The sequence below is a fragment of the Haloarchaeobius amylolyticus genome, assembly GCF_042678045.1.
Classification (GTDB): Archaea; Halobacteriota; Halobacteria; order Halobacteriales; family Natrialbaceae; genus Natrinema; species Natrinema amylolyticus_A.
Map to the genome: position 1 here is coordinate 306,367 of NZ_JBHUDI010000011.1, position 23,734 is coordinate 330,100.

Consider the following 23,734-nt stretch of genomic DNA (forward strand, 5'->3'; position numbering starts at 1 on the left):
CTTACTCGTAGACGGCGTCTGGATCGAACACTTGCTCGCCGACGTTCTCTCCCTCGATCGTCCGGTAGAAACACGACCGGTGGCCGGTGTGGCACGCCCCGCCCTCCTGGTCGACCAGATAGAGCAGGGTGTCGGCGTCGCAGTCGACGCGGATCTCCTGGACGTCCTGGACGTGGCCGCTCGTCGCCCCTTTCTTCCACAACTCCTCTCGGCTCCGGGAGTAGTAGTGTGCCCGCCCGGTCTCGCGCGTTCGCTCGAGCGCCTCCGGCGAGACGTATGCGAGCATGAGGACCTCGCCGGTGTCGGCGTCCTGTGCCACGGCGGGGACGAGCCCGTCCTCGCCGAAATCGACTGCAACGTCGTCGGTCATACTCGAGACGTTGTTCGTCCGAGCGATAGGTCTTTTGCCGCGGTCGGCTCCATGGTGTGGTGACTCGAGAAGCGAGCCATCAAAAGCGGCAGGCAGGATCAGTGCCACGGTAACGAAGTGGTCTTTCCCTCGTGACCGATACGGGGAACTGGACGACCGCTATCGGTTCTGCCGGTGGATCGGGACGGGAGCAACACGATAATAACAACTGAAACGATTGACACACCGGTCGCACCGTCCGCGGGTCTCGCTCAGGCGCTCGCTCCGTCGTGAGATCGGGTGTGCAGCGACGTTCAGTGGCTACTATAGCGGCCGTCCCAGCTCCAGCGGGCGATAACGACCAGCGCAACGGCGAACACCAGTAACCCGATCGTCGCGGCGACCGTCGCCGGCGCTGCGATGAGTCCCGGAGCTAGCATTAGCCCAACGACCAGCAGCAGCAATCCGAAGATCGAAGCGAGCGAGAGCCCGACCCCCTCTCGGATGCCCCACTTCGTTGCTGCGGCGTCCTCGAGGGCGCTCGTGGTCGGTTGCTGTTCTGGATCGCGGTACGGAATTGCCATGTTGTCTGCCTCCTACGGAGATGAGGCTCTCGACGGGTATAAAGAGCGCTCACGGACGGGCGGAGTGTCCGATCGGTGGGTAGTTCGTGGCTCGGATGCCGACTATTGATACGAGACCGCCTGAAGATCGACTCGACGAAAAATAGCGCGTGCGTCGTCTCGCGGTTAGTTCTGACCGTTCAGCGTGATGTCGCTGACGCCGATGACGCGCTCGTCGGCCTTGAGTTCCGCCTTCGCTTCCTCGGGGACCTCGCTGTCGACGTTGTAGACGGTCAGGGCCTCGCCGCCGATGGTCTCGCGGGCGTTGAACATGCCGGCGATGTTGACGTCGTGGTCGCCCATCACGGAGCCGATGAGGCCGATGACGCCGGGCTCGTCGGTGTTTCGCGTGATGACCATCCGACCGTGTGGGATAGCGTCGACGCGGTAGCCGTCGATGCGGACGATCCGCGGATCGTCACCCGCAAAGAGGGTGCCGTCGACCGAGACTTCGTCCTCGTCGTTGCTGACGGTCACCGAGATCAGGCTCTGGAAGTCCTCGGCCTGTCGGGTCTTGGACTCGGTGACGTCGACGCCCCGGTCCTCGGCGATCTGGGGCGCGTTGACCGCGTTGACCTGCCACTCGAGGGGTTCGAAGACGCCCTTGAGCGCGCTCGCGGTGACGAACTCGACGTCCTCGTCGGCGATCTCGCCCTCGTAGACGACCTCGACGTCTTCGATGCGGCCCTCGAGCAGTTGCGCGGCGACCTTGCCGGCCGTTTCGGCGAGGTCGATGTAGGGCTCGACGCGGGGGAACGCGCTCTCGTCGATCGAGGGAGCGTTCAGGGCGTTGGCGACGGGTTCCTCGGCGAGTGCGGCGTTGATCTGCTCCGCGGTGGAGGTCGCGACGTTCTCCTGGGCGGCTTCCGTCGATGCACCGAGGTGGGGCGTGACGATGATGTCGTCGTGCTCGAGCAGCGGCGAGTCTTCGGGGAGTGGCTCCTCGGCGAAGACGTCCAGTGCTGCGCCGGCGACCGTGCCGTCCTCGACTTTGGCGGCAAGTGCGTCCTCCTGAATGATGCCACCGCGGCCGACGTTGACGATGTAATCGCCCTCGAGGAGGTCGAGTTCGTCAGCGCCGATCATGCCCTCCGTCTCGGGCGTCAGCGGCGTGTGGATGGTGAGGAAGTCGGCGCGCTCGAGACACGGTTCGAAGTCGACGAGTTCGGCGCCGAGGCGGTCGGCGCGCTCCTCGGAGATGTAGGGGTCGAAGGCGACGATGTCCATGCCAAGCGAGTCGAGTTTCTTGGCGACTTCCTGACCGACGCGGCCGAGGCCGACGACGCCCAGCGTCTTGCCGTCGAGTTCGGTCCCGAGATAGTCGCTTTTGGCCCACTCGCCGTTTTTCAGGCGGATGTGTGCCTGCGGGATCGAGCGAGCGGCCGCGAACGTCATCGCGACGGTGTGCTCGGCGGCTGCGCGCACGTTCCCTTCGGGCGCGTTGGCGACGATGACACCTTCGTCCGTGGCGGCCTCGATGTCGATATTGTCGACACCGATGCCCGCCCGCCCGACGATAACCAGTTCCTCGGCGGCCGCGAGGACCTCGTCGGTGACTTCGGTCCCGGAGCGAACGATGAGCCCGTGTGCGTCCGAGACTGCCTCGAGGAGGTCGTCGCCCTCGAGTTCGTAGCCCGTTTCGACCTCGTGGCCGGCGTCTCTGAGTACGTCCAGACCCGCATCCGCGATCGGATCCGTGACGAGAACCTTCATGTGCGTGAGAACCGTGCGGAGCACGTAAACCCTTCCGTTGTGCGCGTGCCCGGCAAAACATACCGCTGTTCTAGATCGTGACCAGTCTGACACCGGTCACGAGCAGTAGCCGCCGTTGCCGATGCAGTCCGGGCTGGAGGATCACGCCTCGAGCGGGCCTCCGATCGTCGTCCGACAGCCACCGATCTGTGGATCGGTTCGGATCTCTCAGTGAGCGGAAATACCCGGGCAAGGTTTTGGGAGTGGCTCACGTACCCCCGACCATGTACGAGCACATCCTGTTGCCGACCGACGCCGAGGAAGGTTCCGAACTCGCGATCGAACACGCCGTCGCCGTCGCCGAGCACGCCGGGGCCGACCTCCACCTGCTGTACGTCGTCGACAGCGACGTCTACGGCTCCTACAGCGGCGACGAGTACGTCCACGAGTTCGAGGGCCTCGAGGCCGCCCTCGAGCAGGCCGGCGAGGAGGCCCTCGAGTCGGCCGCCGAGGCGGCCGAGGAGGCTGGCATCGAGACGACGACGGTCGTCAGACACGGCGCGCCCCACGAGCAGATCCTCGACTACGCCGAGGAGGCAGACGTCGACCTGCTCGTTATGGGCTCGAAAGAACGATCCGGCGACTACCGTCAGCTGCTTGGTAGCGTCACCGACCGCGTCGCACGGCTGGCCTCGCGGCCGGTAACGATCGTCAAGACGCCGGTCGAAGCGGACGAGTAGTCGATCACGGGGCCGCGATCGAAACCTGAACTGGTTTATCCGGGGACCCACAACCGGCGAGCAATGACAGTCGTCGCTTTCGACTTCGACGGAACGCTTTCCGACTCCGAAATGACCGTCTTGCTCGGTGACCGCTGTGGCGTCGCCGACGACATGGAATCGATCACCGAGCGCGCGATGAACGACGAGATCGGCTACGCAGAGAGTCTGCGCGAGCGCGCGGCCCTGCTCGAGGGCCTCCCTAAAGCAGAGGCCGAGGCCGCTTTCGACGAGGTCGTCCTCCGCGAGGGTGCCGCCGACCTCATCGATGAACTGAACGACGCCGGTGTCACGACCGCTATCCTCACCGGCGGGTTCGAGCGTGGCGTCGCAGCTGCCCTCGAACGCGAAGGCGTCTCCGTCGACCACATCGTCTCGAACCGACTGCCGATCGAGGGCGACGAACTCACCGGCGACGTTGAGGGGCCGTTGATCGAGGGCACCAAAGACAACGCGCTCGAGGCCCTCGCAGACGACGTCGGCGTCGACCTCGACGAGACCGTTGCCGTCGGCGACGGTGCCAACGACCTGCCGATGCTCAAGGTGGCCGGCCTGGCGATCGGCTTCGAACCCAAACCGGCGGTCGAACCCCACTGTGACGTCGTCGTCACGTCGATGGACGAGGCCCGCAAGACGCTGGTCGAAGAGACCGTCCTCGCGGAGCCGTGATCGCTCGAGAATAATTCGTAGTTACAGTTACCACTGAACGTCACTGCACACCCGATCGCACGACGGCTGTGCGATCGATGTGTCAACCGTTTCAGTTGTTGCTATCGACCACGTAATCACCTGTTGTAGTCCCGCGACAATGGGTCGATTCGGTTTCTGTCGTCGCTTCCCGTTTCACTCGCTTTTTCTGTCGCTTCGTCAGTGATCACTGACTATCAGTGCTAACTGCCTATTTCCCGACCGAGAGAGTTTTAACTCACAACTGAGTAAGCAACTATGATGATGTGGCAAGACCTCGTATTCATGCTTGGGAGCAGTCTCTCGATCGTCTTTCTCGCGCCGACGCTGCGCGACTCGAGTGCGCGTGTACCACTCGGCACGAGCCTCCCGTCGATGGGCATCGGGTTCGTCTATGCGACGACGTTTTTCACGCTGGGAATGAGCTTCTCCGCGCTGGGTGCGTTCGCCGCCGGCTCGATGTGGTCCCTGATCGCCTTGTTCCGCTCGCCACAGGGCGTCACGATGAAGCTGCTCGCCCGCGAGAACCTCGCGCTGTTCGTCGCCGATCTCCAGTACTGGCTCGCTCGCCGTCGTGGCGATCGATCGGTCGGGAGTCAGTACGTGTCGTTCGACCGCGGCCACGAACAGCAGTACTGAACGATTGCCGACAGTCCGTGAACACTCGATCGAGTGCTCGCGTCGCTGGATCTCTTCGTGGCCACTGCCGATCGTGGATCCAGTGTCAATCTCTTAGGTATCGGGAACGATACTATCTCATCTGGAAAATAAACTCGTGTGAACCGGCGCGAACTCTCCGGTCTCGTCGGGTTGTTCCGGTGCCGTATCAGTGATCGAGCTTCCGCCGAGGCCATCCGCGAGCAGATCCGACAGCGGCGGGCCAACGGTCTCGGGTTCGACGAGGAAGGCGTCGTGGCCGTGGTCGGACTCGATTACGTGGTGGGCGACGTCGACGCTGGCCTCGCGTGCCGACTCGGCCAGCGACTCGGCTTGCTCGACGGTGAAGTGCCAGTCCCCGGTAAACGACAGTACGAGGAGTTCACCCTCGAAGGCCGCCAGCGCGTCGGCGTCGGACTCGTAGCCGGCCGAGAGGTCGAAGTCATCCATCGCGCGCGTCATGTAGAGGTAGCTGTTGGCGTCGAACCGATCCGTGAACTTGTCGGCCTGATAGTCCAGATAGGACTCGACCTCTCGATAGGGGAAGAAGGCAGCTGCGGGATCCGGTGGCTCCTCACGGACGGTCTCGCGACCGGCGGAGCGGCGGCCGAACTTCCGGGCCATCGAGGCCTTCGAGAGGTACATGATGTGTCCGATCTGGCGTGCGCGAGCCAGCCCCTCCTCGGGTTCCGGCCCGCCGTAGTAGTGGCCGCCGTTCCAGTTGGGATCAGCCGTAATCGCCCGTCGAGCGACGGTATCGAGCGCGAGACACTGCGCGTCGAGACGGGCGGCGGTGGCGACCGCACCGGCCCGTTCGACGTCGTCGGGATACCGGCGGAGCCAATCGAGAACGTTCATGCCGCCGACGCTGCCGCCGATAACGGCGTGCAGCCGCCCGATCCCGAGTTCGTCCAGGAGCCGTCGCTGGGCACGGGTCCAGTCACCGATCGTCACTGGCGGGAAGTCGGTGCCGTAGGGTTCGCCCGTCTCCGGGTTCTCGCTTGCGGGTCCGGTCGTCCCGTAACACGAACCGGGCGTGTTCGCACAGATCACGTAGTACTCGCTCGTGTCGACCGCCTTCCCGGGGCCGACGACGTCGCCCCACCAGGCGCGGGCCTGACCGGCGGTCTCGTCGCCGGCGTCCGGTCGGCGGGCGACGTGGGCGCTGCCGGTCAGCGCGTGACAGATCAACACCGCGTTGTCGCCGGTAAACTCGCCGTAGGTCTCGTAGGCGACCTCGAGACGCGGGATCGACTCGCCCGAGAGGAACTCGAACTCGCCGAGGTCGATCGTGTCCTTCGTCGTCATCGTCCCTCACCGTCGGATCGACAGGCTCGTGTTGCGGTCTCGATCGCTTGCTCGAGGTCGGCCAGGATGTCTTCGGGGTCCTCGATGCCAACCGACATGCGAATCAGGTCCTCCGTGACACCGGCCTCTTCTCGCTCTTCGGGCGTGAGCTGGCCGTGGGTCGTGCTCGCGGGGTGGATCACCAGCGTCTTCGCGTCGCCGATGTTCGCGAGGAAGGACGCCAGCTTGACCTCCTCGCAGAAGGCCTTGCCCGCCTCGAACCCTTCTTCAAGGCCGAACGCGACCATCCCGCCGAAGTCCGCGAGGTATTCCGTGGCGTTGTCGTGGGTTGGATGGGACTCGAGGCCGGGGTGGGTGACCCAGGCGACGTCGTCGTGGTCATCGAGGTACTCCGCGACGATGGCGGCGTTCTCGCAGTGTTTCTCGACGCGGAGCGGCATCGACTCGAGACCCTGTAAGGTCTGCCAGGCGTCGAATGGTGACTGCTGGTTGCCCAGACTGCGCAGCGACCGGAACCTGGCCGTTGCGGCAAACGGTGCCTCGGAAAAGTCCCGCGAGAAGTCGACGTCGTGGTAGGCATGGTTCTGTCCTGCGATCTCGTCGTAGCCGTGCTCGCCCCATGGGAACGAGCCGCCGTCGACGAGGACGCCGCCGATGGTCGTGCCCGAGCCGTGGAGCCACTTGGTCGTCGATTCCCAGACGACGTCGGCCCCGTGCTCCAGGGGCCGACACAGCGCCGGCGTCGCGAACGTGTTGTCGACGACGAGGGGGACGCCGTTGTCGTGGGCAATCTCGGCGACGCGTTCGAAGTCGGGCGTCACGAGCGAGGGGTTGCCGATCGTCTCGACGTGGACGAAGGCGGTGTCCTCGTCGATGGCCTCCTCGTAGGCGTCGTACTCGAGGGTGGGGACAAATTTCGGCTCGATGTTCCGCCGGGTGGCCGTCTTCGAGAAGTAGGTCGATGTCCCGCCGTACGTGTCGGTCGAACAGACTATGTTGTCGCCCGCCTCGGCGAGGATCAGGACTGCAGAGTCGAGCGCGGCCATGCCGCTGCCCGTCGCGACTGCGCCCGCGCCACCCTCGAGTGCGGCGAGGCGCTCCTCGAGGACGGTGACGGTCGGGTTGGCGATCCGAGAGTAGATGTAGCCGTCGTCCTCCAGGGCGTAGCGGTCGGCGGCAGTGTCGGCGTCCTCGAAGACGTAGGAGGTAGTCTGGTAGATCGGTGGTGCTCTCGCGCCGGTGGTCGGATCGGGAGACTGGCCGGCGTGGACGCTGCGCGTGCCGAGCCCGCGCCCGCCACGCTCGGCGTCGGAGTCGGCCTCGTGCCCGTCGCTCGCGTCGTCGCTCATGTTTAGTATGCATACTCCTCCACGTTCATATGCGTCGCAGTAACGGCAAAAACAGCAGGCTAGAGAATGCTACACATCCACTGCCGACAGTCGGCACGACGACAGTCCGATGCAGAACGGACGCTTCATAGGATCGTAGCACCAACGACTGCCCGTGCACTCGAGTGACCGCGATCGGGTCGTCCTCGCCGTCCTCGTCTTCGCAGTGTTGTTCTCGCAGCTGTTGCTCTATCCGGGCGTGTCGACGCTCGTTGCGACGCTTGGAGCCGACGAGACGGCCTCGGCCTTTGCCGCGAGCGCGCTCGACGCGAGCATGTGGTTTCTGATCGCCGAGTTCGCCGCCTACGTCGCGTTCGTCGGCGTCTGGGGGCTCGTGAGCGACGTGACGGGACAGCGGACGCCCTTCATCGTCGCCGGTGCGATCGCCGGCGCAGTCGGCTACGCTGCTCTCGCTGCCGTCCCCACGCTGGGCTCGATCCCCTTCGCGGGCGTGCTCGCCCTTCGCGTCTTTCAGGGGGCGATGACCGTCGGGGCGTTCTCGCTGACGATGACCATGCTGATGGACCTGGAGGGCGGCCACGGCCGGAACATGGGTGCGGCCGGGATCGCCATCGGCTCCGGAGCCGCACTCGGCGCGCCGATCGGCGGCCAACTGACGGAGCTCGACCCGCGCGCGCCGCTGGTCGTCGCTGCCGGCTTGCTCGTCTGTGTGGGTCTCGCGGTCTCGAGCGTTGACGACCGCACGCCCGACACGCGCCGGACTGCTCGCGCGCTCGTCGACGGGATTCGCCGGCAGCCGACGCTTTCCGTTCCGTACGCATTCGGGTTCGTCGACCGGCTCACGGCCGGCTTCTTTGCGCTCGTGGGGACGCTGTATTTCCAACAGCAGTTCGGCCTCGATGCCGGACTGACCGGGCTCCTGCTGGCGTGCTTTTTCGCGCCCTTCGCCCTCCTGCAGTACCCCATGGGTGCGCTCTCGGACCGGATCGGGCGGACGATTCCGATCGTCGCCGGCTCGCTGTGTTACGGCGTCGGCATCATCGCCGTCGGTGCCGCGCCGTCGGTTCCGACCGCCGCGGTCGCGATGATCGCCGTCGGCGTCCTCGGCGCGTTAGTCGCCCCCGCGACGATGGCGCTGGTCTCCGATCTGGCTGCCGAGACCGAACGCGGCCTCGCCATGGCCGGGTTCAACCTCGCCGGCAGCCTCGGCTTCCTCGGCGGCTTCGCCCTCGGTGGCACCGTCGCCGGCCGCTACGGCTACGAGCTCGCCTTTCTCGTCGTCGGCGGCCTCGAGATCGCCATCGCCGTCGTCACGGTCCCGATCTTCCTGCGACTCTCGCCCGGGACCGATCGGTTCCGCTCGAGCGACCGCGGCGACGCCTGATACGGTCTGCTGTACCGATGTCCCGGCGCACCCACAGGACGGGTGGCGGGTGCGCCGGAACTGACTGACAGTAGTCCGTATGAACACTGCGACTTCCGCCCCCGATGGGCTGCAATCCATCAGCGACCGTGGCAGTCTTGCATCGCGACCGGTGGGCTTTTTCTGCCGGCCGACACAGTAGCTGTATGAACTATCGCGCCGTCGAGACAACCGACGAGTACGTCGCCCGCCTCGAGACGGGTGCCGACTGGCGGGCCGAGATCGAGTCCCTCGCCGACGCGGTCGACGCCGATGCCGCCTGGTTTACCGCGCTCGGCGCGGTCCAGGACGCCGAACTGTGGTTCTACGATCAGGACGCGTGTGAGTACGAGCCGATCGAATTCGACGAACCGCTCGAGGTTGCGAGCTGTGTTGGAAACGTCTCGTTGCTTGAAGGCGACCGCTTCGCTCACACCCACGTCGTCCTCTCGGGGCCCGACGGCAACGCGGTCGCCGGCCATCTGAACGAAGCGACGGTCTGGGCCGGTGAGGTCCACATGCGCGTCTTCGAGGAGCCACTCGAGCGCGAGCACGACGAGACGACCGACCTCGACCTCTGGCTCTGACATGCGGGCGGAAGACGAACGCTACTTCGAACGCCTCGAGTCCCAGCTCGAGAACGCCTTCGACGTCGCCGAGCGGGCCAAACAGCGCGGCGGCGATCCCAAGCCCGAAGTCGAGATCCCGACCGCACGCGACATGGCCGACCGCGTCGAGAACATCCTCGGGATCGACGGCGTCGCCGAACGGGTCCGCGAACTCGAGGGCCAAATGAGCAGGGAAGAGGCCGCGCTCGAGCTCGCGGAGGACTTCGCCGAGGGCCGCGTCGGTGATTACGAGTCGAAAGCCGGCAAGGTCGAGGGGGCAGTCCGCACCGCGGTCGCTCTGTTGACCGAGGGTGTCGTTGCTGCGCCCATCGAAGGGATCGACAAGGTCGAAATCCTCCAGAACGACGACGGCTCCGAGTTCGTCAACGTCTACTACGCCGGTCCGATCCGCTCTGCGGGAGGTACTGCACAGGCGCTCTCGGTGCTCGTCGCCGACTACACCCGTGCGCTCGTGGGGATCGACGGGTACAACGCCCGCGACGAGGAGATCGAGCGCTACGCCGAGGAAATCTCGCTGTACGACAAGGAAACCGGCCTCCAGTACACACCCAAGGACAAGGAGACGAAGTTCATCGCGAAACACATGCCGATCATGCTGGACGGGGAGGCCACCGGCGACGAGGAGGTCTCTGGCTTCCGCGATCTCGAGCGGGTCGACACCAACAGCGCCCGCGGCGGCATGTGTCTGGTCCTCGCGGAGGGGATCGCGCTGAAAGCGCCGAAGATCCAGCGCTACACCCGGAACTTAGACGAGATCGACTGGCCGTGGCTGCAGGATCTCATCGATGGGACCTACTACGACGACGCTGCGGATGCGGACGACGAGGGGAGCGACGCGGATGTGGACGCGGACGACGAGGGAGACGGCGACGAAGAAGACGCAGCCGACGACGGAGACGACGCCGCGGACGACGAGCCCGAGGGCCCCCCGCGCGTCGAGGAGTCGACGAAGTTCCTCCGCGATCTGATCGCCGGCCGGCCCGTCTTCTCCCATCCCTGTGCCGAGGGCGGCTTTCGGCTGCGCTATGGCCGCGCACGCAACCACGGCTTCGCGACCGCCGGCGTCCACCCCGCGGCGATGCACCTGGTCGACGACTTCCTCGCGACGGGGACCCAGATCAAGACCGAACGCCCCGGGAAAGCGGCCGGCGTCGTCCCCGTCGACTCCATCGAGGGGCCGACTGTCAAACTCGCTAATGGCGACGTGCGCCGGATCGACGACCCCGCGGACGCACTCGAGATCCGCAATGGTGTCGAGAAGATCCTCGATCTCGGCGAGTACCTTGTCAACTACGGCGAGTTCGTCGAGAACAACCATCCACTCGCGCCTGCCGCCTACACCTACGAGTGGTGGGTCCAGGACTTAGCGGCCGCCGGCGCGGACGTCCAGGCACTCGAGGACGACCCCCGAATCGACCTCGAGTTTCCCGACCCGGAGGAGGCCCTCGAGTGGGCAACGGCGTACGATGCGCCCCTCCATCCCGAATACACCTACCTCTGGCACGACCTGTCGGTCGACGCCTTCTGTACGCTCTCCGAGGCGGTTGCGGCGGGCCGGGTCGAGGACGATACGCTCGTCCTCGACTACGCCGATCCCGTCCGCGACGCCCTCGAGACGATCGTCATCGAACACCGCCAGCGTGAGAGCGAGAGCCGTATCGAGGTCGACGACTGGCGGCCGTTCGTCCGGACGGTCGGCTGCGAGCCCCGCCAGACCGTCGCCGACGGTGCGGCCCTCGAGCCCGAAGAACAGGAGCCGACCATCGAACTCGAACGCACCTGGACCGTCGACGACCTCTCCGAGCGCGCGCGAACGTGGGGTCACGAGACGGAGGGGGACAACGCCATCGAGGCGGTCAACGAGGTCGCACCCTTCCAGGTCCGCGAACGAGCCCCGACGCGGATTGGCAATCGGATGGGCCGTCCCGAGAAGTCAGAGCGCCGTGACCTGAGCCCGCCCGTCCACACGCTGTTTCCGATCGGCGAAGCCGGCGGCGCACAGCGCAACGTCGCCGACGCCGCGAAACACGCCGAGACGATGTCGGATACCCCTGGCGTCGTCGAACTACAGATCGGTCGGCAGCGCTGTGAGGCCTGTGGCACCGAGACGTTCAAGAACCGCTGTCCCGACTGCAACGAGCGGACGACGCCGGACTATCGCTGTCCCGACTGTGACCAGCGACTCGAGCCCGACGACGCCGGCCGCGTCGAGTGCGATCGCTGCGAGCGCGAGGGGACCTGCGTCGAGACCCGCGAGATCGACGTTCACGAGGAGTACCGCGACGCCCTCGAGTCCGTCGGCGAACGCGAGAACGCCTTCGAGATCCTGAAAGGCGTCAAGGGACTCTCCTCGCAGAACAAGGTTCCCGAACCCATCGAGAAGGGTATCCTCCGGGCGAAACACGACGTGTCGGCGTTCAAAGACGGCACTGTCCGCTACGACATGACCGACCTCCCGGTCACGTCGGTTCGAGCGAGCGAACTCGACGTCGACGTCGGCCAACTGCAGGCACTTGGCTACGAGGAGGACATCCACGGCGAACCGCTTACCCACGAGGATCAACTGGTCGAACTCAAAGTCCAAGACATCGTCCTCTCCGATGGCGCGGCCGAGCACATGCTGCAGACGGCCGACTTTATCGACGACCTCTTGGAACAGTACTACGGCCTCGAACCCTTCTACGAGTTCGAGGACCGTCAGGACCTCGTAGGTGAACTCGTCTTCGGCATGGCACCGCACACGTCGGCGGCGACTGTCGGACGAGTGATTGGTTTCACGAGTGCGGCCGTCGGATACGCGCATCCGTACTTTCACGCCGCGAAACGAAGGAACTGCGACGGTGACGAAGACTGCGTTATGCTGCTCCTCGACGGGCTTCTCAACTTCAGTAAGTCTTTCCTGCCCGACCAGCGCGGGGGGAAAATGGACGCCCCGCTGGTCATGTCCTCCCGGATCGACCCCTCCGAGATCGACGACGAGGCTCACAACATGGACGTCGTCTCGCAGTATCCCCGCGAGTTCTATCTCGCGACCCGCGAGCAGGCCGACCCCGAGGACGTCGACGTCGAAATCGCCGAGGCAAACCTCGGCACCGACCTGGAGTACACCGGCTTCGAGCACACCCACGACACCACCAACATCGCGATGGGCCCCGATCTCTCGGCGTACAAGACGCTCGGGTCGATGATGGACAAGATGGACGCCCAGCTTGAGCTCTCCCGGAAACTCGTCGCCGTCGACGAAACCGACGTCGCCGAGCGGGTCATCGAGTATCACTTCCTGCCGGACCTGATCGGGAACCTGCGGGCCTTCTCGCGACAAGAGACGCGGTGTCTCGACTGCGGCGAGAAGTTCCGCCGGATGCCCCTGACCGGCGACTGCCGCGAGTGTGGCGGTCGTGTCAATCTGACCGTCCACAAGGGCTCGGTGAACAAGTACATGCAGACGGCCATCCAGGTCGCCGAGGAGTACGACTGTCGGGACTACACGAAACAGCGGTTAGAGGTCTTGGAGCGCTCGCTCGAGAGCATCTTCGAGAACGACAAGAACAAGCAAAGCGGGATCGAGGATTTCATGTAACTTTCACAGTTCTCGGAGCCCGTTCCCGGCAAACTGGACGTACTGAACGGGAACACGCACCCGGCCGACTCGTCACTGACTCGAGGCTCACACGATTGGATTGTGTGCTACCGACGACTGCTCGAGTATCGTGTCTCTCAGGCTCGTGAGCGGGACCCGAACAATGCGCGCTGTGACTTTATCGCCGTCGCGCATGTGGATTCGTTTATGGTCAACACTGGTGAGACACCGGCGTCGGAAGGCGAGGAAGCGGCCGTCGAGGAGGTACGGAAACTCAATTTCGGACAGTCGGTCTACGACGAAGAGGGGAACGAGCTCGGCCACATTCGCGGCTTCGAGAAGAGCGGCTTCTTCGTCACGACCCGCGAGGGTGCGGAGGCGATGAGCGTCGAACACGCTCGGTCGGGCCACGAGTTCGGCGAGGCGGAGCTCATGTGGCGCTGTATGGAATGCGGTGAGATGGGCGATATCGACGCTGGACTCCCCGACGAGTGCCCGAACTGTAATGCCGAGCGCGAAGGACTGATGTACTGGACCGAAGACTAAGCCCGTCTCGAGAGAGGTCGATTCAGTCCGGACTCGGCCGTGGCACGGCAATTCTATATAGCGTATAGGAATTTATCGTGGCAGCGGGCGTAGATCGCTAGTGGTGAGTCACATGGCTACCGGAGACCCACGACTGGCGTTCGGAACGACGGTCTACACCAAGGACGGCACGGAGATCGGCCGGATTCGCGGTGTCGACGAGGACGGGATCTACGTCACGCTCCGTGACGGGATCGAGGGCCTGAGCGTCGAGCACGTTCGATCAGGCCACGAGTTCGGCGAGGCTGAACTCATGTGGCGCTGCTGGGAGTGTGGCGAGCTCGGCCGCCTCGAGGGCGACCTTCCCGACACGTGTCCGTCCTGCGGTGCCAGGCGGGAGGAGCTGTACTACTGGACCGAGGACTGACCGCAGCTGACACCACGAACGCGGCCGGACGATAACCGTTTTTACCGCGCTCGCTCCACCTCGAGCCATGGAGATCGTCGTCTTCGGGGCTGGCAGCCTCGGAAGCCTCGTCGGCGGGCTGCTTGCACGCAACCACGACGTCACGCTCGTCGCTCGCGAGGCCCACGCCAGCGCCATCCGTGAGTCGGGACTGCGCCTCGAGGGTGCCGTCGACGGACCGCCCTGTGTCTCCCCTGCAGCAACGACCGACGGGACAGGGCTCGAGGCCGACCTCGTCGTCGTTACCGTCAAATCCTTTGATACCGCTGTGGCTGCCGATCGGCTCGCGACGGGCTCGATCGAGGCCGTCCTCTCGTTGCAAAACGGGATGGGAAACGAAACGACGCTCGCGACACAGCTTGAGGCCCCGGTACTCGCCGGCACAGCGACCTACGGTGCGATCCTCCAAGAACCGGGGGTCGTCGAATGCACAGGTCGCGGCGAGATCGTGCTGGGACCACGAGACGGTGGCTCCTCGGCGCTTGCAGAGCAGGTCGGTGAGGCCTTCCTCGCGGCCGGCCTCGAGACGACCGTCGCCGACGATATGCCTCGCCGACTGTGGGAGAAACTCGCTGTCAACGCCGGAATCAACCCTGTGACGGCCCTGACCGCCACCGAGAACGGAGCCGTCCTCGCGGAACCGGCGACCGCCCTCGCGCGTGCTGCCACCCGTGAAACGGCGCGGGTTGCACGCGCCTGTGACGTGTCGCTGTCGAACCGCGAAGCGCTGGCTGCGATGGAAGCCGTCGCCGAGGCGACGGCCGCGAACACGTCCTCGATGGCTCAGGATGTGGTTGCCGAACAACGAACCGAAATCGACGCGATCAACGGCTACGTTGTCGAGCGAGCGGCCAAGAACGGGCTCGAGGTGCCGACCAACCGGACACTCACGGCGTTGATCCGGACGTGGGAACGTGGTCGCGGCCTTCGGTGAGCGCCGCTGCTGTCAGTATCGACACAAAATACCGAACCCGACGGATCGAACGCGCTAAACGGGGATTAGAACGGTGCCTCAGGTCCTTCGTCGGCTTCGCCGTCGTCGTCGACGGTCTCGCCAGGGAAGGAGGGACTCATCCCGCCGCCCATATCGTCGCCGCCGTCCATGCCGGTGGTGGCGTTGACCTTCTCGATTTCGGGGATCTCTTTGACCATGCGGCTTTTGATCGCCTGAATCGTCATCGGCGAGATCCCACAGCCGCTGCAGGCACCGCCGAGAGCGATGCTGACTTCGCCGCTCTCGCGGTCGAGGTCCTGGATCGCCGCGCTGCCGCCGTGCATCTGGATCTGCGGGAAGTTCCGTCGCAGGAAGTTCGTCACGCGCTCTTCGAGATCGTCCCCGTCGTTCTGGGTCTCGGTGCTCATGAAATCCACTTGGGTATCAGCCCCCCTAAACCTTCCGTCCTTCATGTTCGGCTGCCGGCAGCTGCGACACTGCGGGACCGATTTATGCGAATCCGAACACGCGCTGGAGTTCGGTCTCGATCTCCTCGACGTGAATCTCGAGGATCTGCTCGAAGCGTTCCTCGTCGACGAGCACGCCCGAGAGTCGGTCGTAGGGGTCGTCGGGAAGTTCGACGCGGAACTCGCCGTCGCCCTCGTAGAAGGGTTCGCTTTCGTTCAGCACTTGCTGGTCGATCGCGTGGACGAGTTCGGAGTCGTACTGGTCGTTCATCCGGTTGAACGCGTTCTTATACGCCTGCTGGAGCTCGGGGAAGTAGTTGGCGTACTTGTCTTCGAACTGCTCAGGGTCGAAGTCGGCCATACCTGAACTGAGGGAGAGCGGCGACAAAAGTCGGACGATCGGTTCGTTCGCTCTCGATCCGCTGTGTCCCGGGTCTGTACCCGCCTTCCGACACGATCCGAGCCGAGTATCGGCGACTGATAACGGTCCGATACCAGTCCGCTGAAACTGTACGGGACACCTATACAGGTGCCCGCGTACGCAAGCGGAACGGACACTCCGACCCTTGGCGACACCGAGAACATGGTTACTAAACAGGACCCCATTCCTCCTGAGGCGCTCCCACCGGGATGGGGACTCGCGGAGTTCGGTGACGATCGGTTCGTCTACCGACACAGTAACCCGCCGATCGAACTGATAGCGGCCAGTACCGATCCGAGTCGATCCCATCCCGGGCTCGGGCTCTGCCGGTACTGGGAGCTTCGCTACCGGTACTTTCTTACTGATTCGACGATCTCCCGGCCGATCGCGTGCGTCGCGACGCGCCAGGCTGCTCTCGACGGCTTGCTCGAGAGTATGCGTGCTATCCACGAAGCTGCCTCGACGGTCGATGATCCGGTCGCGGTCGAAGCGATACTCGATACCGTCACTCTCTCCGAGCTCATTCCGGATGGGGCGTCTCCGTCGCTGTCGGATTGCTGTAGTAACAACTGAAACGATTTCCACACCGATCACACAGTCGTCGTGCGATCGGGTGTGCCGTGATGTTCAGTGGCTACTATAGTAGTCCGTTTCGATCGTCACAGCCGGGTCGACCCGATATCGTTCGGCGGATTCGATGGACCAGAGCAGGTTCGGAACGCCACTAGACGCGCCGCGTCAGGTGTGCTCGCACCGCTCTTTGACACCCGTCACAGACGCTGTACAGCCGTGTCACGGTCGACAGAAGCGGGTAGCGAGTCGGGCTGTTTGCGTGGATCGACGTGACGATCGATCGGTACCGGCTTCCGTCTGTCCCGTCCCGAGCCGTCGACCTGGAAAACTGTGCTTGCCGCCGGCTGAGACGGGTCTCGAGGCGATCCTGGTACGTCTCGAGCCGCTCGTGTTTGGCCCGCAAGTCGTCGAAGCCACACTGCAGGAACGACTCATCGGCCGTCGCCTGCAGCCAGCTGACGATTTCGTCGATCTCCGTCATCGCCGCCTCGAGCGTCGCTCGTTCTTCCTGGAGGATCCCTCGTCGAATCGCGAGGTTTCGGCGGCTGGTCGATACTGCCTCGAGAACCGCTGCTTTGAGTGGCGGTGTCCAGCCAGCGTCGGTCGCGAGCGCGGCGGCGACGTCTTCGGTCAACGCGGCCGCCATCGCCTCGAATCGCGATTCGTTCTCGTAGCCGCTGTTGCTCCCGATGGTTTCGTCGAACGCCGTCCTGACGGTGGCACAGCGATCGTCCGCCGCCGATGGGGCGGCTCCGCGCACCTGAATCGCCTGCGTCGCCGTAGGTGTCGCTGCCTGTCGGGCTTGGAGCGCGCTCGGTTGCTCGGCCGGAATTGCTCGAACACGCTGTGTGAACGTTTCAAGCGCCGCGTCGCGATCCGCGACCGTCTCCCATTCTTCGGCGATGTGTTCGAGCGCTCGGTGAACCGCCGTTGTCCCCGTCATCGGTCCTCCGCATGGGCGTGAGTGCAAACGAGACCGCCGCTCGTCCGTTCGTCGGTCGTCAGCACGAATTCCCAGTCACCGTCGCCGAGCGCGGTGACCTCGCGCACGCCCAGCGATGTCGTCGGCGACGCCGTCCGACGGAGGATGTCGATCCCGATCGGCAGCGTCGGAAATCGGCGGTCGCGGCCGTCGATCGCGTATCCTCGCAGGGTGACCGTCCAGCTGGCTTCGTCGGCTGCGTCGACCGATTCACGTGTGACGCCGTATGTGCCGATCAGTGAGAGCGAATCCAGATACGCAAGGCTCGTCGCAACCGGATCGTCGGCCGGATCGACCGGCGAGAGATTCGTTGCTGCCGCCCGCAGCAATCGAGTTCGCTCGGCCGCCGTGAGGTGCCGCTCGAGTTCGGCTGCGATCGTTTCGAGCAACACGAGACAGAGCGTGTTCCGGTCGGTCGTCGCTTCGGCAGCGGCCAGATACGTATCCATAATCGCACGCTCGACACGCTCGTGATCGTGACTCGAGAGCGCCTCGAAGACGGCACCGGAGACGTCGTGGCAGAACCCGTTCAGTGGCCCGTCAGTCGCCACAGCGCGCGCCCGATCGGCTGACCGCCGTCCCTCTTGGGCTGTCGTTGCGTGCTCGAACACGTCACCGGTGTGGGCCTCGGTGCCCGCTCGAGTTTGCCGGACGATCGGATCGTAAACCGGCAGTTGTGGATCGTACCGTCTGAGGGCGGCGCGATACTGTTCGGTCGCGCGCGCGGCGTCCGCTGCGTCCGGGCGAGTCGCGAACCGCCGACCGGCGACCGGGACGGGCTGTTCGCCGGTGCGAGCGCAGACCACGTCGTACTCCCCGTCGTTGCTGGCCAGCCGTTCGATGGACCGGCGAATCTCTCGGAGCGTCGTTCCGACCATGAGTTCCTCCAGTAGGTTCGTATCTCTTTAGGCTTGCCTAAAATATCATAAGTCCTCCGGATTTTAGGCAAACCTAATAATGGCTTGATACCACGTCGGCGCTCGAGTGTGATTGCAGTCTCGACGTGTTGATTCTGGGGTCGTTCGCGGCTGTCGTGGTCGATTTCGGCTGCTTCGAGCCGCGTCCGCTGTCGGCTCGGCTCGAGCCTTCCGGCAGCGGTAAACTGAATGATGATATATTGAATATGGCTGGCCGGACGGTGGCGGCAGCACAGTGTTTATGCTGGATAGCGAGTTATTGGTCGTATCGACATCCGCTGTATACTGACAGTTGCTCCTCCTATGACTACGCAGATTCCGTTTTCGATCGATTTTCACGTTCACTCCGAAGACTCCTACGACGGTCACGAACCGGTCGAACTCATCCTCGAGCACGCCGCCGATATCGGCCTCGACGGGGTGGTCATCACGGACCACGACGAGATCGACGAGTCGCTGCGTGCCGCCGCCCTCGCGCCGGAGTACGGGCTGATCGGGATTCCCGGTGTCGAGGTGTCGACCGAGCACGGTCATCTGCTGGCGATCGGCGTCGAGGACCGACCGGAACCCGGTCAGGCGTTTATGGATACCGTCGAGACCGTCCGCGACCTGGGCGGCGTCGCGATCGTCCCACATCCCTTCCAGCGCAGCCGTCACGGCGTTCGGAAACGCCACATCGCCGACGCCGACGCGATCGAGACCTACAACTCGATGGTCTTTACGGGGTACCGCAACCGGCGCGCCCGCCTCTTTGCGACCCGGCGGGACTACCCCCAGATCGGTGCCAGCGATGCCCACTACCTCCCCAACGTCGGCAAGTCCTACACCGAGGTGCTCGTCACGCCCGACGCGGCGACCCCAACGAAGGCCGATATCGACGGCGAGGATCTCATCGAGGCCATCCTCGAGGGCCGGACCCAGATCTACGGCAAGCGGACGCCGATTCACAAAAGCGCCGTCCAGTACGGGAAAGGAGCAGTGCGAAAGACGACGTACGTGCTCACCTCGCGTGCCCCGTTGCTGCCGACGGTGCCGGCCTCGATGGACCGCTAGGTCAGTTGCTCGCCGACGATTTCGTCGGTACGGTCGACGAACGCCGCTTTTTGCTCGCTGGGGATGGTCGCCCCCGCTGCGACGTCGTGACCGCCGCCGTCGCCGCCGACCGCTCTCGAGGCCTCGCCCAGCACGACCGAAAGATCGAGGCCCTGCCGAACGAGTGAGTGGGTGCCGCGTGCGGAGACTTTCAGTTCCTCGTCGTTTTTCGCCGCGAAGGCGATGATCGGCTTCGAACGGCTGATTCCCTCGTTGCCCATGGCCATCCCGGCGACGATCCCAACGATGGTCTCGCGGATCTCATCGCCAGCGTCGAACCACTGGACGTGGGCTTCTTCGGTCGTCCCCTCGCGGGTGACGAGGTCGATGCCGTTCGAGAGGTTTCGACGGTGTTCGGCCAGCAGTTGCCGGGCACGCTCGAGTGCCCCGTCGCGGTCGCCCAGACAGACGCCCAGCCCGACGTCGGCACGCTCGTAGCGGGCGGTCGCGTTGAGCAGCGTCGAGAACTCGCTTGCGTCCCGGAGTTCGGTGCCGACTGGCTCCTCGCTCAGGACGTAAGCCGTGCTGACGAGGCCGTCGATCTTCGCCGCGGGGACGCCGCTCGAGACGGCCTTCCGGACGAGCGCGCTGGCGACGGTCCGTTTCTCCTCGTTCGTGAGATCGGCCCAGCGGCGCCAGTCCCCGTCGCGTTTCAACTCGAGATCGAGCCCGTCGAGAAAGCGCAACGAACCGTTGGCGTCGTTCGAGACGCCTGGAATGTGGACGTCAGTGGCGTACTCGAGCAGCTTCGGGAGCGGCCGAGTCTGTTTCCCGTAGAGCGCGAGGTCTTTGCCCGTCTCGAGGACGCCGGCGTCGACGCCCTCCGCGACGATTCCCTCGTTTGCGCCGTGGAGTTCGCCGCCGGACGCCTGCATGTCGCCGACGGCGCCGACAACAGCCAGCGCGGCCAGATCGCGGTTGTCGGCGCGGGCTGTCGTTCCTGCTGGGCCGGCGATAGGGCCGCCATCGGCGGCCGTCGACGGCTCGTGTACGTCTGCCAGTGCCCGCGCGAGGACGTAACTCGCCCCGGCTCCCGACAGTTCCGAGGCCCCGTTGATGCCGAACAACAGCGGATTGAGGTGGTACTCGGTGTCCCGGTCGGCGGGCTGGTGGTGGTCCGCGACGATCGGCGTGAACGCGCCGGCGTCCTCGTACTCGCCGATCACGTCGAGTTGGCCGCTGCCGAAGTCGGTAAAGAGGACGGTGTCGTAGTCGGTCGCCGCGATCGCGGCGATCGCGTCCTCGTCGAGTTGCTTCTCGAAGACCGTCTCAAAGGGAATTTCCGCCCGCTCGAGTGCCTGGGCGGCAATCGCGGCGCTCGTGAGTCCGTCGGCGTCGATATGCGAGGCGAGCAACACGCGATCGGCCTCGCATAGCCGCTTGGCGCACGCTACCGCGCGATCCTCGAGTTCGGGAACCGGCCCTGCCATCGAGAAATCGTGGGGCGGCTTCGCCCATAAACCCGCGGATCGCTGGATCACCGCGTCTCATCCGCTGATTCGACTCACGGCGGTGGGTTCGATCAGTCGCCGTCGGTTACTGCGTCGATGGTTTCCGTCGCCAGTCGCTCGAAGGTAGCCTCGCTCGCGACGAGGTCGACATTGACGCCGTGATCCGCAGCCGTCTCGCGGGTCGGCCCGCCGATGACACCGACGACGGCGTCCTCGAGGCCTGCGACCGCATCCGCTCGAACCCCTCGCTCGGCGGCGGCTTCGAGGAAGTGCTCGACAGTCAGCGATGAGGTAAAGCAGGCGGCGTCGAGCCCGCCCTCGGCGGCCAGTTCGGCCGACTCGCCGCTCTCTGCGGGTCGGACGAGCCGGTAGAGGATCGTCTCGTGGACGTATGCGCCCGCGTCCTCGAGTCCCTCGAGCAATACCGGGCTGCCGTGGTCGCTGCGAGCGACCTCGATGCGTACGCCGTCGACGTCGTTCCCGAGCGATTCGACGAGGCCACTCGACGTGTATTCCTCGGGGACGTGGTCGACCGCGTAGCCCTCCGCGCGGAGCGCGTCGGCCGTTGCCGGGCCGATCGCACAGACGGTCTCGCCGTGTGGCTCCCAGCCCGCCTCGGCAACGAGTTCCGCGCCGGTCTTGCTCGTGAAAACGACGTAGTAGGCGTCGGTTCGGGGCTGTGCGCCGGTCGCCTCGACGGCCAGCATCGGATCGGGGATCGGCTCGGTGCCGCGGTCCTCGAGGAACGCGACAGCCCGCTCGAGGCGGTCGTCGTCGGGCCGGAAGACGGCCACGGTGGGTGTGTCGCTCATCGTTCACTCTCACCCTCGGCCGACCCGTATTCGGTTTGCAGGAAGTCCACGATCGACTCGCGCGTGCCCGCGACGTCGCCGATCACCGTCACTGCGGGCGGTGAAATGCCTTCCTCGTCGCGCACGTCGACGATAGTCTCGAGGGTGCCCGTCGCGACCTGCTGGCCGGGCCAGGTTCCCCGTTCGATCAGCGCGACCGGCGTCTCGGGGGCCATCCCGGCCTCGCGCAAGGCGTTGGTGTAGTCGGGCAGGCGGCCGACGCCCATCAGGACGACGATGGTGCCGCCGGTGGCCGCTAGAGCCTCCCAGTCGACCGCGGATTCCTCCTTGGTCGGGTCCTCGTGGCCCGTAACGAACGAAACTGAGGAGGCGTGATCCCGATGGGTGACCGGAATACCGGCGACGGCGGGAGCGGCGATCGCGGAGGTGACTGCGGGGACGACCTCGAAGGGGATCTCGTGGGCCGCCAGATACTCGGCTTCCTCGCCGCCGCGGCCGAAGACAAAGGAATCGCCGCCCTTGAGCCGGACGACGGACTTGCCCTCGCGAGCGAGTTCGACCAGCCGCTCGTTGATCTCTGACTGGGGCGTGCGCTCGCCGCCGGCACGTTTGCCGACGTCTTCCCGACGCTCCTCGGGGAGCCGGTCGATGATCTTCGGGCCGGGAAGCTTGTCGTGGAGGACGACGTCGGCGGCCTCGAGCAGCCGTTTCGCCTTCACGGTCAGTAACTCGGGGTCGCCGGGGCCGCTGCCGACGAGATAGACGGTGCCGGGTTCGGCGTCGATGTCGGTGTCTGCCATTCGGTATGTCCTCGCTATTTCCCCGCGGGCGTATCTTCTTCGGAGACGTCGTCCTCGCGGGCTGCATCGATCAGGTCCGCAGCGCCGCGATCTGCGAGATCACGTGCGAACTCGCGGGCGGCCTCGGCGTGGCTCTCGATCGGCAGATCCCGGCTGCCGGTCACCGACTCCTCGCCGTCACCGTCGAAGACGCTGACGGTCGCGTGGACGTACTCGCCCTGGACGACCGCGTAGATGCCGACCGGCGCGATACAGCCGCCGCCGAGTTCGGCCAGGATCGTCCGCTCGACGGTCGTCTCGACGCGACTCCGCGGGTGGTCGATGAGCGTCTGAATGTCGCGGGCCGTCTCGCCGTCGCGTGCGGTCACCGCGAGCGCGCCCTGTCCGGGTGCCGGGACGAACGTCGACGTCGGCAGTTCCTGATAGTCGACGTAGTGGTCGAGTCGACTCCGCTCGAGGCCGGCGTGTGCGAGGACGATCGCGTCGTATTCGGTGTCGACCTCTCGACCCAGCGCCTGGCGCTCGAGTTCGGAGAGGTCGTCGAACCACTCGTCGACGGTGCGGTCGTACTCGGCCTCGAAGTCCTCGTTCCCCGTGTTCCCTTTCCGTTCTTTGTCCGCCTCCGAGCGCTGCTGGTGTTCTTCCTGCAGCGCGGGCGCGAGCAACTTCTCGAGGCGCGTGTCGACGTTTCCGCGCAGCGGTTCGACGTTGAGGTCCGGCCGCTCCGACAGTAACTCGGCGCGCCGGCGGAGACTCGAGGTGCCGACGGTCGCGCCGTCTGGCAGTTCCTCGAGCGTCTTGCCGTCGGGCGTGACGAGCACGTCGCCCGGTCGCCCGCGCTCGGGAACCGCGGCGGTCACGAGTTCCTCGGGCTGTTCGGTCGGCATGTCCTTCATCGAGTGGATCGCGCCGTCGAGGTCACCCTCGAGGACGCGTTCGTCCAGTTCGCGGACGAACGCACCGGTCTTCCCGAGCCGATGGATCAACTCGTCTCTGATCTGGTCCCCCGTCGTCTCGACGGTGACGAGTTCCACCTCGTACCGGCGCTCTTCTAAGGCCTCTTTCACCAGCGAGGCCTGTCGCCGGGCGAGCGTGGATCCCCGCGTCGCCAGTCGTAGCGTCCCGCGCGTTCTCATACGCGTCAGTGGGTGCCTCGGGTATGAAAAGCGCACGCTTGTCCGACGAGGGGAGTCGTCGACCCGTGCGGAGTCTCACACGGTCTGGCAGTGACCAGTGATG

24 protein-coding genes are annotated in these 23,734 nt (G+C 65.3%); 11 read left to right on the forward strand and 13 right to left on the reverse strand.

Annotated features, from left to right (window positions below):
* Position 1: 1 nt before the first annotated feature.
* The 3 genes from hisI to serA form a co-directional block, all read right to left on the reverse strand.
* Positions 2–370 carry a phosphoribosyl-AMP cyclohydrolase gene (gene hisI, locus ACFR99_RS17560; RefSeq protein ID WP_390290144.1) on the reverse strand — a complete coding sequence of 123 codons (369 nt, stop codon included), beginning with the start codon at positions 368–370 and terminating at the stop codon, positions 2–4.
* Between the two features lie 293 nt (positions 371–663).
* Entirely contained in the window at positions 664–933 is a 270-nt protein-coding gene (locus ACFR99_RS17565; RefSeq protein WP_390290147.1) for a hypothetical protein, read from the reverse strand.
* A gap of 165 nt (positions 934–1,098) precedes the next feature.
* The gene (serA, locus tag ACFR99_RS17570; RefSeq protein ID WP_390290150.1) at positions 1,099–2,685 is read right to left on the reverse strand and encodes a phosphoglycerate dehydrogenase; all 1,587 of its coding nucleotides are present in this window, start codon (positions 2,683–2,685) and stop codon (positions 1,099–1,101) included.
* Positions 2,686–2,948: 263 nt separating this feature from the next.
* Between serA and ACFR99_RS17575 the strand changes: the two genes are divergently transcribed.
* The 3 genes from ACFR99_RS17575 (at position 2,949) to ACFR99_RS17585 (ending at position 4,769) form a co-directional block, all read left to right on the forward strand.
* A complete protein-coding gene (locus ACFR99_RS17575; protein ID WP_390290153.1) occupies positions 2,949–3,404 on the forward strand; it encodes a universal stress protein in 456 nt (151 codons plus the stop codon).
* A gap of 63 nt (positions 3,405–3,467) precedes the next feature.
* Positions 3,468–4,112, forward strand: coding sequence for a phosphoserine phosphatase SerB (gene serB / locus ACFR99_RS17580; RefSeq protein ID WP_390290156.1), 645 nt, complete (start codon positions 3,468–3,470; stop codon positions 4,110–4,112).
* Between the two features lie 279 nt (positions 4,113–4,391).
* Complete coding sequence (locus ACFR99_RS17585) at positions 4,392–4,769, forward strand: hypothetical protein (RefSeq protein ID WP_390290159.1); 378 nt, start codon at positions 4,392–4,394, stop codon at positions 4,767–4,769.
* A 117-nt stretch (positions 4,770–4,886) separates the two neighbouring features.
* Here ACFR99_RS17585 and metX read toward each other — a convergent pair whose 3' ends face one another.
* Together metX and ACFR99_RS17595 are read right to left on the reverse strand one after the other, a co-directional pair.
* The gene (gene metX, locus ACFR99_RS17590; RefSeq protein WP_390290161.1) at positions 4,887–6,095 is read right to left on the reverse strand and encodes a homoserine O-acetyltransferase MetX; all 1,209 of its coding nucleotides are present in this window, start codon (positions 6,093–6,095) and stop codon (positions 4,887–4,889) included.
* Positions 6,092–7,444 carry an O-acetylhomoserine aminocarboxypropyltransferase/cysteine synthase family protein gene (locus ACFR99_RS17595; protein ID WP_390290164.1) on the reverse strand — a complete coding sequence of 451 codons (1,353 nt, stop codon included), beginning with the start codon at positions 7,442–7,444 and terminating at the stop codon, positions 6,092–6,094. Before ACFR99_RS17595 ends, metX begins: the two co-directional genes overlap by 4 nt.
* A gap of 154 nt (positions 7,445–7,598) precedes the next feature.
* On the opposite strand from ACFR99_RS17595, the gene ACFR99_RS17600 reads away from it, so the two are divergent.
* The 6 genes from ACFR99_RS17600 (at position 7,599) to ACFR99_RS17625 (ending at position 14,980) form a co-directional block, all read left to right on the forward strand.
* Positions 7,599–8,828: an MFS transporter gene (locus tag ACFR99_RS17600; RefSeq protein WP_390290167.1), complete on the forward strand. Its 1,230-nt coding sequence runs from the start codon at positions 7,599–7,601 to the stop codon at positions 8,826–8,828.
* A gap of 185 nt (positions 8,829–9,013) precedes the next feature.
* Complete coding sequence (locus ACFR99_RS17605; protein ID WP_390290170.1) at positions 9,014–9,433, forward strand: PPC domain-containing DNA-binding protein; 420 nt, start codon at positions 9,014–9,016, stop codon at positions 9,431–9,433.
* A 1-nt stretch (position 9,434) separates the two neighbouring features.
* On the forward strand, positions 9,435–13,055 hold the full coding sequence (locus tag ACFR99_RS17610; RefSeq protein WP_390290173.1) for a DNA polymerase II large subunit: 3,621 nt from the start codon (positions 9,435–9,437) through the stop codon (positions 13,053–13,055).
* Positions 13,056–13,262: 207 nt separating this feature from the next.
* Entirely contained in the window at positions 13,263–13,601 is a 339-nt protein-coding gene (locus tag ACFR99_RS17615; RefSeq protein WP_390290176.1) for a DUF7130 family rubredoxin-like protein, read from the forward strand.
* 112 nt (positions 13,602–13,713) lie between these two features.
* Positions 13,714–14,007 (forward strand): DUF7130 family rubredoxin-like protein, encoded by a 294-nt coding sequence (locus ACFR99_RS17620; protein WP_390290179.1) that lies wholly within the window; start codon positions 13,714–13,716, stop codon positions 14,005–14,007.
* Positions 14,008–14,074: 67 nt separating this feature from the next.
* Positions 14,075–14,980: a ketopantoate reductase family protein gene (locus ACFR99_RS17625; RefSeq protein ID WP_390290182.1), complete on the forward strand. Its 906-nt coding sequence runs from the start codon at positions 14,075–14,077 to the stop codon at positions 14,978–14,980.
* Positions 14,981–15,045: 65 nt separating this feature from the next.
* Here ACFR99_RS17625 and ACFR99_RS17630 read toward each other — a convergent pair whose 3' ends face one another.
* Both ACFR99_RS17630 and ACFR99_RS17635 read right to left on the reverse strand, forming a co-directional pair.
* Positions 15,046–15,408 (reverse strand): NifU family protein, encoded by a 363-nt coding sequence (locus ACFR99_RS17630; RefSeq protein WP_390290185.1) that lies wholly within the window; start codon positions 15,406–15,408, stop codon positions 15,046–15,048.
* Between the two features lie 82 nt (positions 15,409–15,490).
* Positions 15,491–15,808, reverse strand: a complete 318-nt coding sequence (locus tag ACFR99_RS17635; RefSeq protein ID WP_390290188.1) for a DUF5783 family protein — start codon at positions 15,806–15,808, stop codon at positions 15,491–15,493.
* Between the two features lie 222 nt (positions 15,809–16,030).
* Here ACFR99_RS17635 and ACFR99_RS17640 point away from each other — a divergent pair, with 222 nt between their 5' ends.
* Positions 16,031–16,441 carry a hypothetical protein gene (locus tag ACFR99_RS17640; RefSeq protein WP_390290191.1) on the forward strand — a complete coding sequence of 137 codons (411 nt, stop codon included), beginning with the start codon at positions 16,031–16,033 and terminating at the stop codon, positions 16,439–16,441.
* Positions 16,442–16,592: 151 nt separating this feature from the next.
* Here ACFR99_RS17640 and ACFR99_RS17645 read toward each other — a convergent pair whose 3' ends face one another.
* Both ACFR99_RS17645 and ACFR99_RS17650 read right to left on the reverse strand, forming a co-directional pair.
* Positions 16,593–17,384: a DUF7260 family protein gene (locus ACFR99_RS17645; protein ID WP_390290194.1), complete on the reverse strand. Its 792-nt coding sequence runs from the start codon at positions 17,382–17,384 to the stop codon at positions 16,593–16,595.
* Positions 17,381–18,301 carry a DUF7551 domain-containing protein gene (locus ACFR99_RS17650; RefSeq protein WP_390290197.1) on the reverse strand — a complete coding sequence of 307 codons (921 nt, stop codon included), beginning with the start codon at positions 18,299–18,301 and terminating at the stop codon, positions 17,381–17,383. The genes ACFR99_RS17645 and ACFR99_RS17650 overlap by 4 nt, the downstream gene beginning before the upstream one ends.
* A 342-nt stretch (positions 18,302–18,643) precedes the next feature.
* On the opposite strand from ACFR99_RS17650, the gene ACFR99_RS17655 reads away from it, so the two are divergent.
* Entirely contained in the window at positions 18,644–19,393 is a 750-nt protein-coding gene (locus ACFR99_RS17655) for a PHP-associated domain-containing protein (RefSeq protein WP_390290199.1), read from the forward strand.
* On the opposite strand, the gene ACFR99_RS17660 is transcribed toward ACFR99_RS17655, so the two are convergent.
* The 4 genes from ACFR99_RS17660 to hemC form a co-directional block, all read right to left on the reverse strand.
* Positions 19,390–20,862, reverse strand: a complete 1,473-nt coding sequence (locus ACFR99_RS17660; protein WP_390290202.1) for a DHH family phosphoesterase — start codon at positions 20,860–20,862, stop codon at positions 19,390–19,392. The genes ACFR99_RS17655 and ACFR99_RS17660 overlap by 4 nt on opposite strands.
* A 92-nt stretch (positions 20,863–20,954) precedes the next feature.
* Complete coding sequence (locus ACFR99_RS17665) at positions 20,955–21,695, reverse strand: uroporphyrinogen-III synthase (protein ID WP_390290205.1); 741 nt, start codon at positions 21,693–21,695, stop codon at positions 20,955–20,957.
* A complete protein-coding gene (gene cobA / locus ACFR99_RS17670; RefSeq protein WP_390290208.1) occupies positions 21,692–22,495 on the reverse strand; it encodes a uroporphyrinogen-III C-methyltransferase in 804 nt (267 codons plus the stop codon). The genes ACFR99_RS17665 and cobA overlap by 4 nt, the downstream gene beginning before the upstream one ends.
* A gap of 14 nt (positions 22,496–22,509) precedes the next feature.
* On the reverse strand, positions 22,510–23,631 hold the full coding sequence (gene hemC, locus ACFR99_RS17675) for a hydroxymethylbilane synthase (RefSeq protein ID WP_390290211.1): 1,122 nt from the start codon (positions 23,629–23,631) through the stop codon (positions 22,510–22,512).
* Between the last annotated feature and the right edge of the window lie 103 nt (positions 23,632–23,734).

Coding starts and splice junctions, on each gene's coding strand:
- ACFR99_RS17635 (WP_390290188.1), bottom strand. CDS start 15,808: ATGGCCGACTTCGACCCTGAGCAGTTCGAAGACAAGTACGCCAACTAC.
- ACFR99_RS17565 (WP_390290147.1), bottom strand. CDS start 933: ATGGCAATTCCGTACCGCGATCCAGAACAGCAACCGACCACGAGCGCC.
- ACFR99_RS17610 (WP_390290173.1), top strand. CDS start 9,435: ATGCGGGCGGAAGACGAACGCTACTTCGAACGCCTCGAGTCCCAGCTC.
- ACFR99_RS17650 (WP_390290197.1), bottom strand. CDS start 18,301: ATGGTCGGAACGACGCTCCGAGAGATTCGCCGGTCCATCGAACGGCTG.
- ACFR99_RS17655 (WP_390290199.1), top strand. CDS start 18,644: ATGACTACGCAGATTCCGTTTTCGATCGATTTTCACGTTCACTCCGAA.
- ACFR99_RS17640 (WP_390290191.1), top strand. CDS start 16,031: ATGGTTACTAAACAGGACCCCATTCCTCCTGAGGCGCTCCCACCGGGA.
- ACFR99_RS17625 (WP_390290182.1), top strand. CDS start 14,075: ATGGAGATCGTCGTCTTCGGGGCTGGCAGCCTCGGAAGCCTCGTCGGC.
- ACFR99_RS17630 (WP_390290185.1), bottom strand. CDS start 15,408: ATGAGCACCGAGACCCAGAACGACGGGGACGATCTCGAAGAGCGCGTG.
- serB (WP_390290156.1), top strand. CDS start 3,468: ATGACAGTCGTCGCTTTCGACTTCGACGGAACGCTTTCCGACTCCGAA.
- hemC (WP_390290211.1), bottom strand. CDS start 23,631: ATGAGAACGCGCGGGACGCTACGACTGGCGACGCGGGGATCCACGCTC.
- ACFR99_RS17645 (WP_390290194.1), bottom strand. CDS start 17,384: ATGACGGGGACAACGGCGGTTCACCGAGCGCTCGAACACATCGCCGAA.
- ACFR99_RS17665 (WP_390290205.1), bottom strand. CDS start 21,695: ATGAGCGACACACCCACCGTGGCCGTCTTCCGGCCCGACGACGACCGC.
- ACFR99_RS17660 (WP_390290202.1), bottom strand. CDS start 20,862: ATGGCAGGGCCGGTTCCCGAACTCGAGGATCGCGCGGTAGCGTGCGCC.
- ACFR99_RS17620 (WP_390290179.1), top strand. CDS start 13,714: ATGGCTACCGGAGACCCACGACTGGCGTTCGGAACGACGGTCTACACC.
- ACFR99_RS17585 (WP_390290159.1), top strand. CDS start 4,392: ATGATGTGGCAAGACCTCGTATTCATGCTTGGGAGCAGTCTCTCGATC.
- serA (WP_390290150.1), bottom strand. CDS start 2,685: ATGAAGGTTCTCGTCACGGATCCGATCGCGGATGCGGGTCTGGACGTA.
- hisI (WP_390290144.1), bottom strand. CDS start 370: ATGACCGACGACGTTGCAGTCGATTTCGGCGAGGACGGGCTCGTCCCC.
- metX (WP_390290161.1), bottom strand. CDS start 6,095: ATGACGACGAAGGACACGATCGACCTCGGCGAGTTCGAGTTCCTCTCG.
- ACFR99_RS17575 (WP_390290153.1), top strand. CDS start 2,949: ATGTACGAGCACATCCTGTTGCCGACCGACGCCGAGGAAGGTTCCGAA.
- ACFR99_RS17595 (WP_390290164.1), bottom strand. CDS start 7,444: ATGAGCGACGACGCGAGCGACGGGCACGAGGCCGACTCCGACGCCGAG.
- ACFR99_RS17615 (WP_390290176.1), top strand. CDS start 13,263: ATGGTCAACACTGGTGAGACACCGGCGTCGGAAGGCGAGGAAGCGGCC.
- ACFR99_RS17605 (WP_390290170.1), top strand. CDS start 9,014: ATGAACTATCGCGCCGTCGAGACAACCGACGAGTACGTCGCCCGCCTC.
- cobA (WP_390290208.1), bottom strand. CDS start 22,495: ATGGCAGACACCGACATCGACGCCGAACCCGGCACCGTCTATCTCGTC.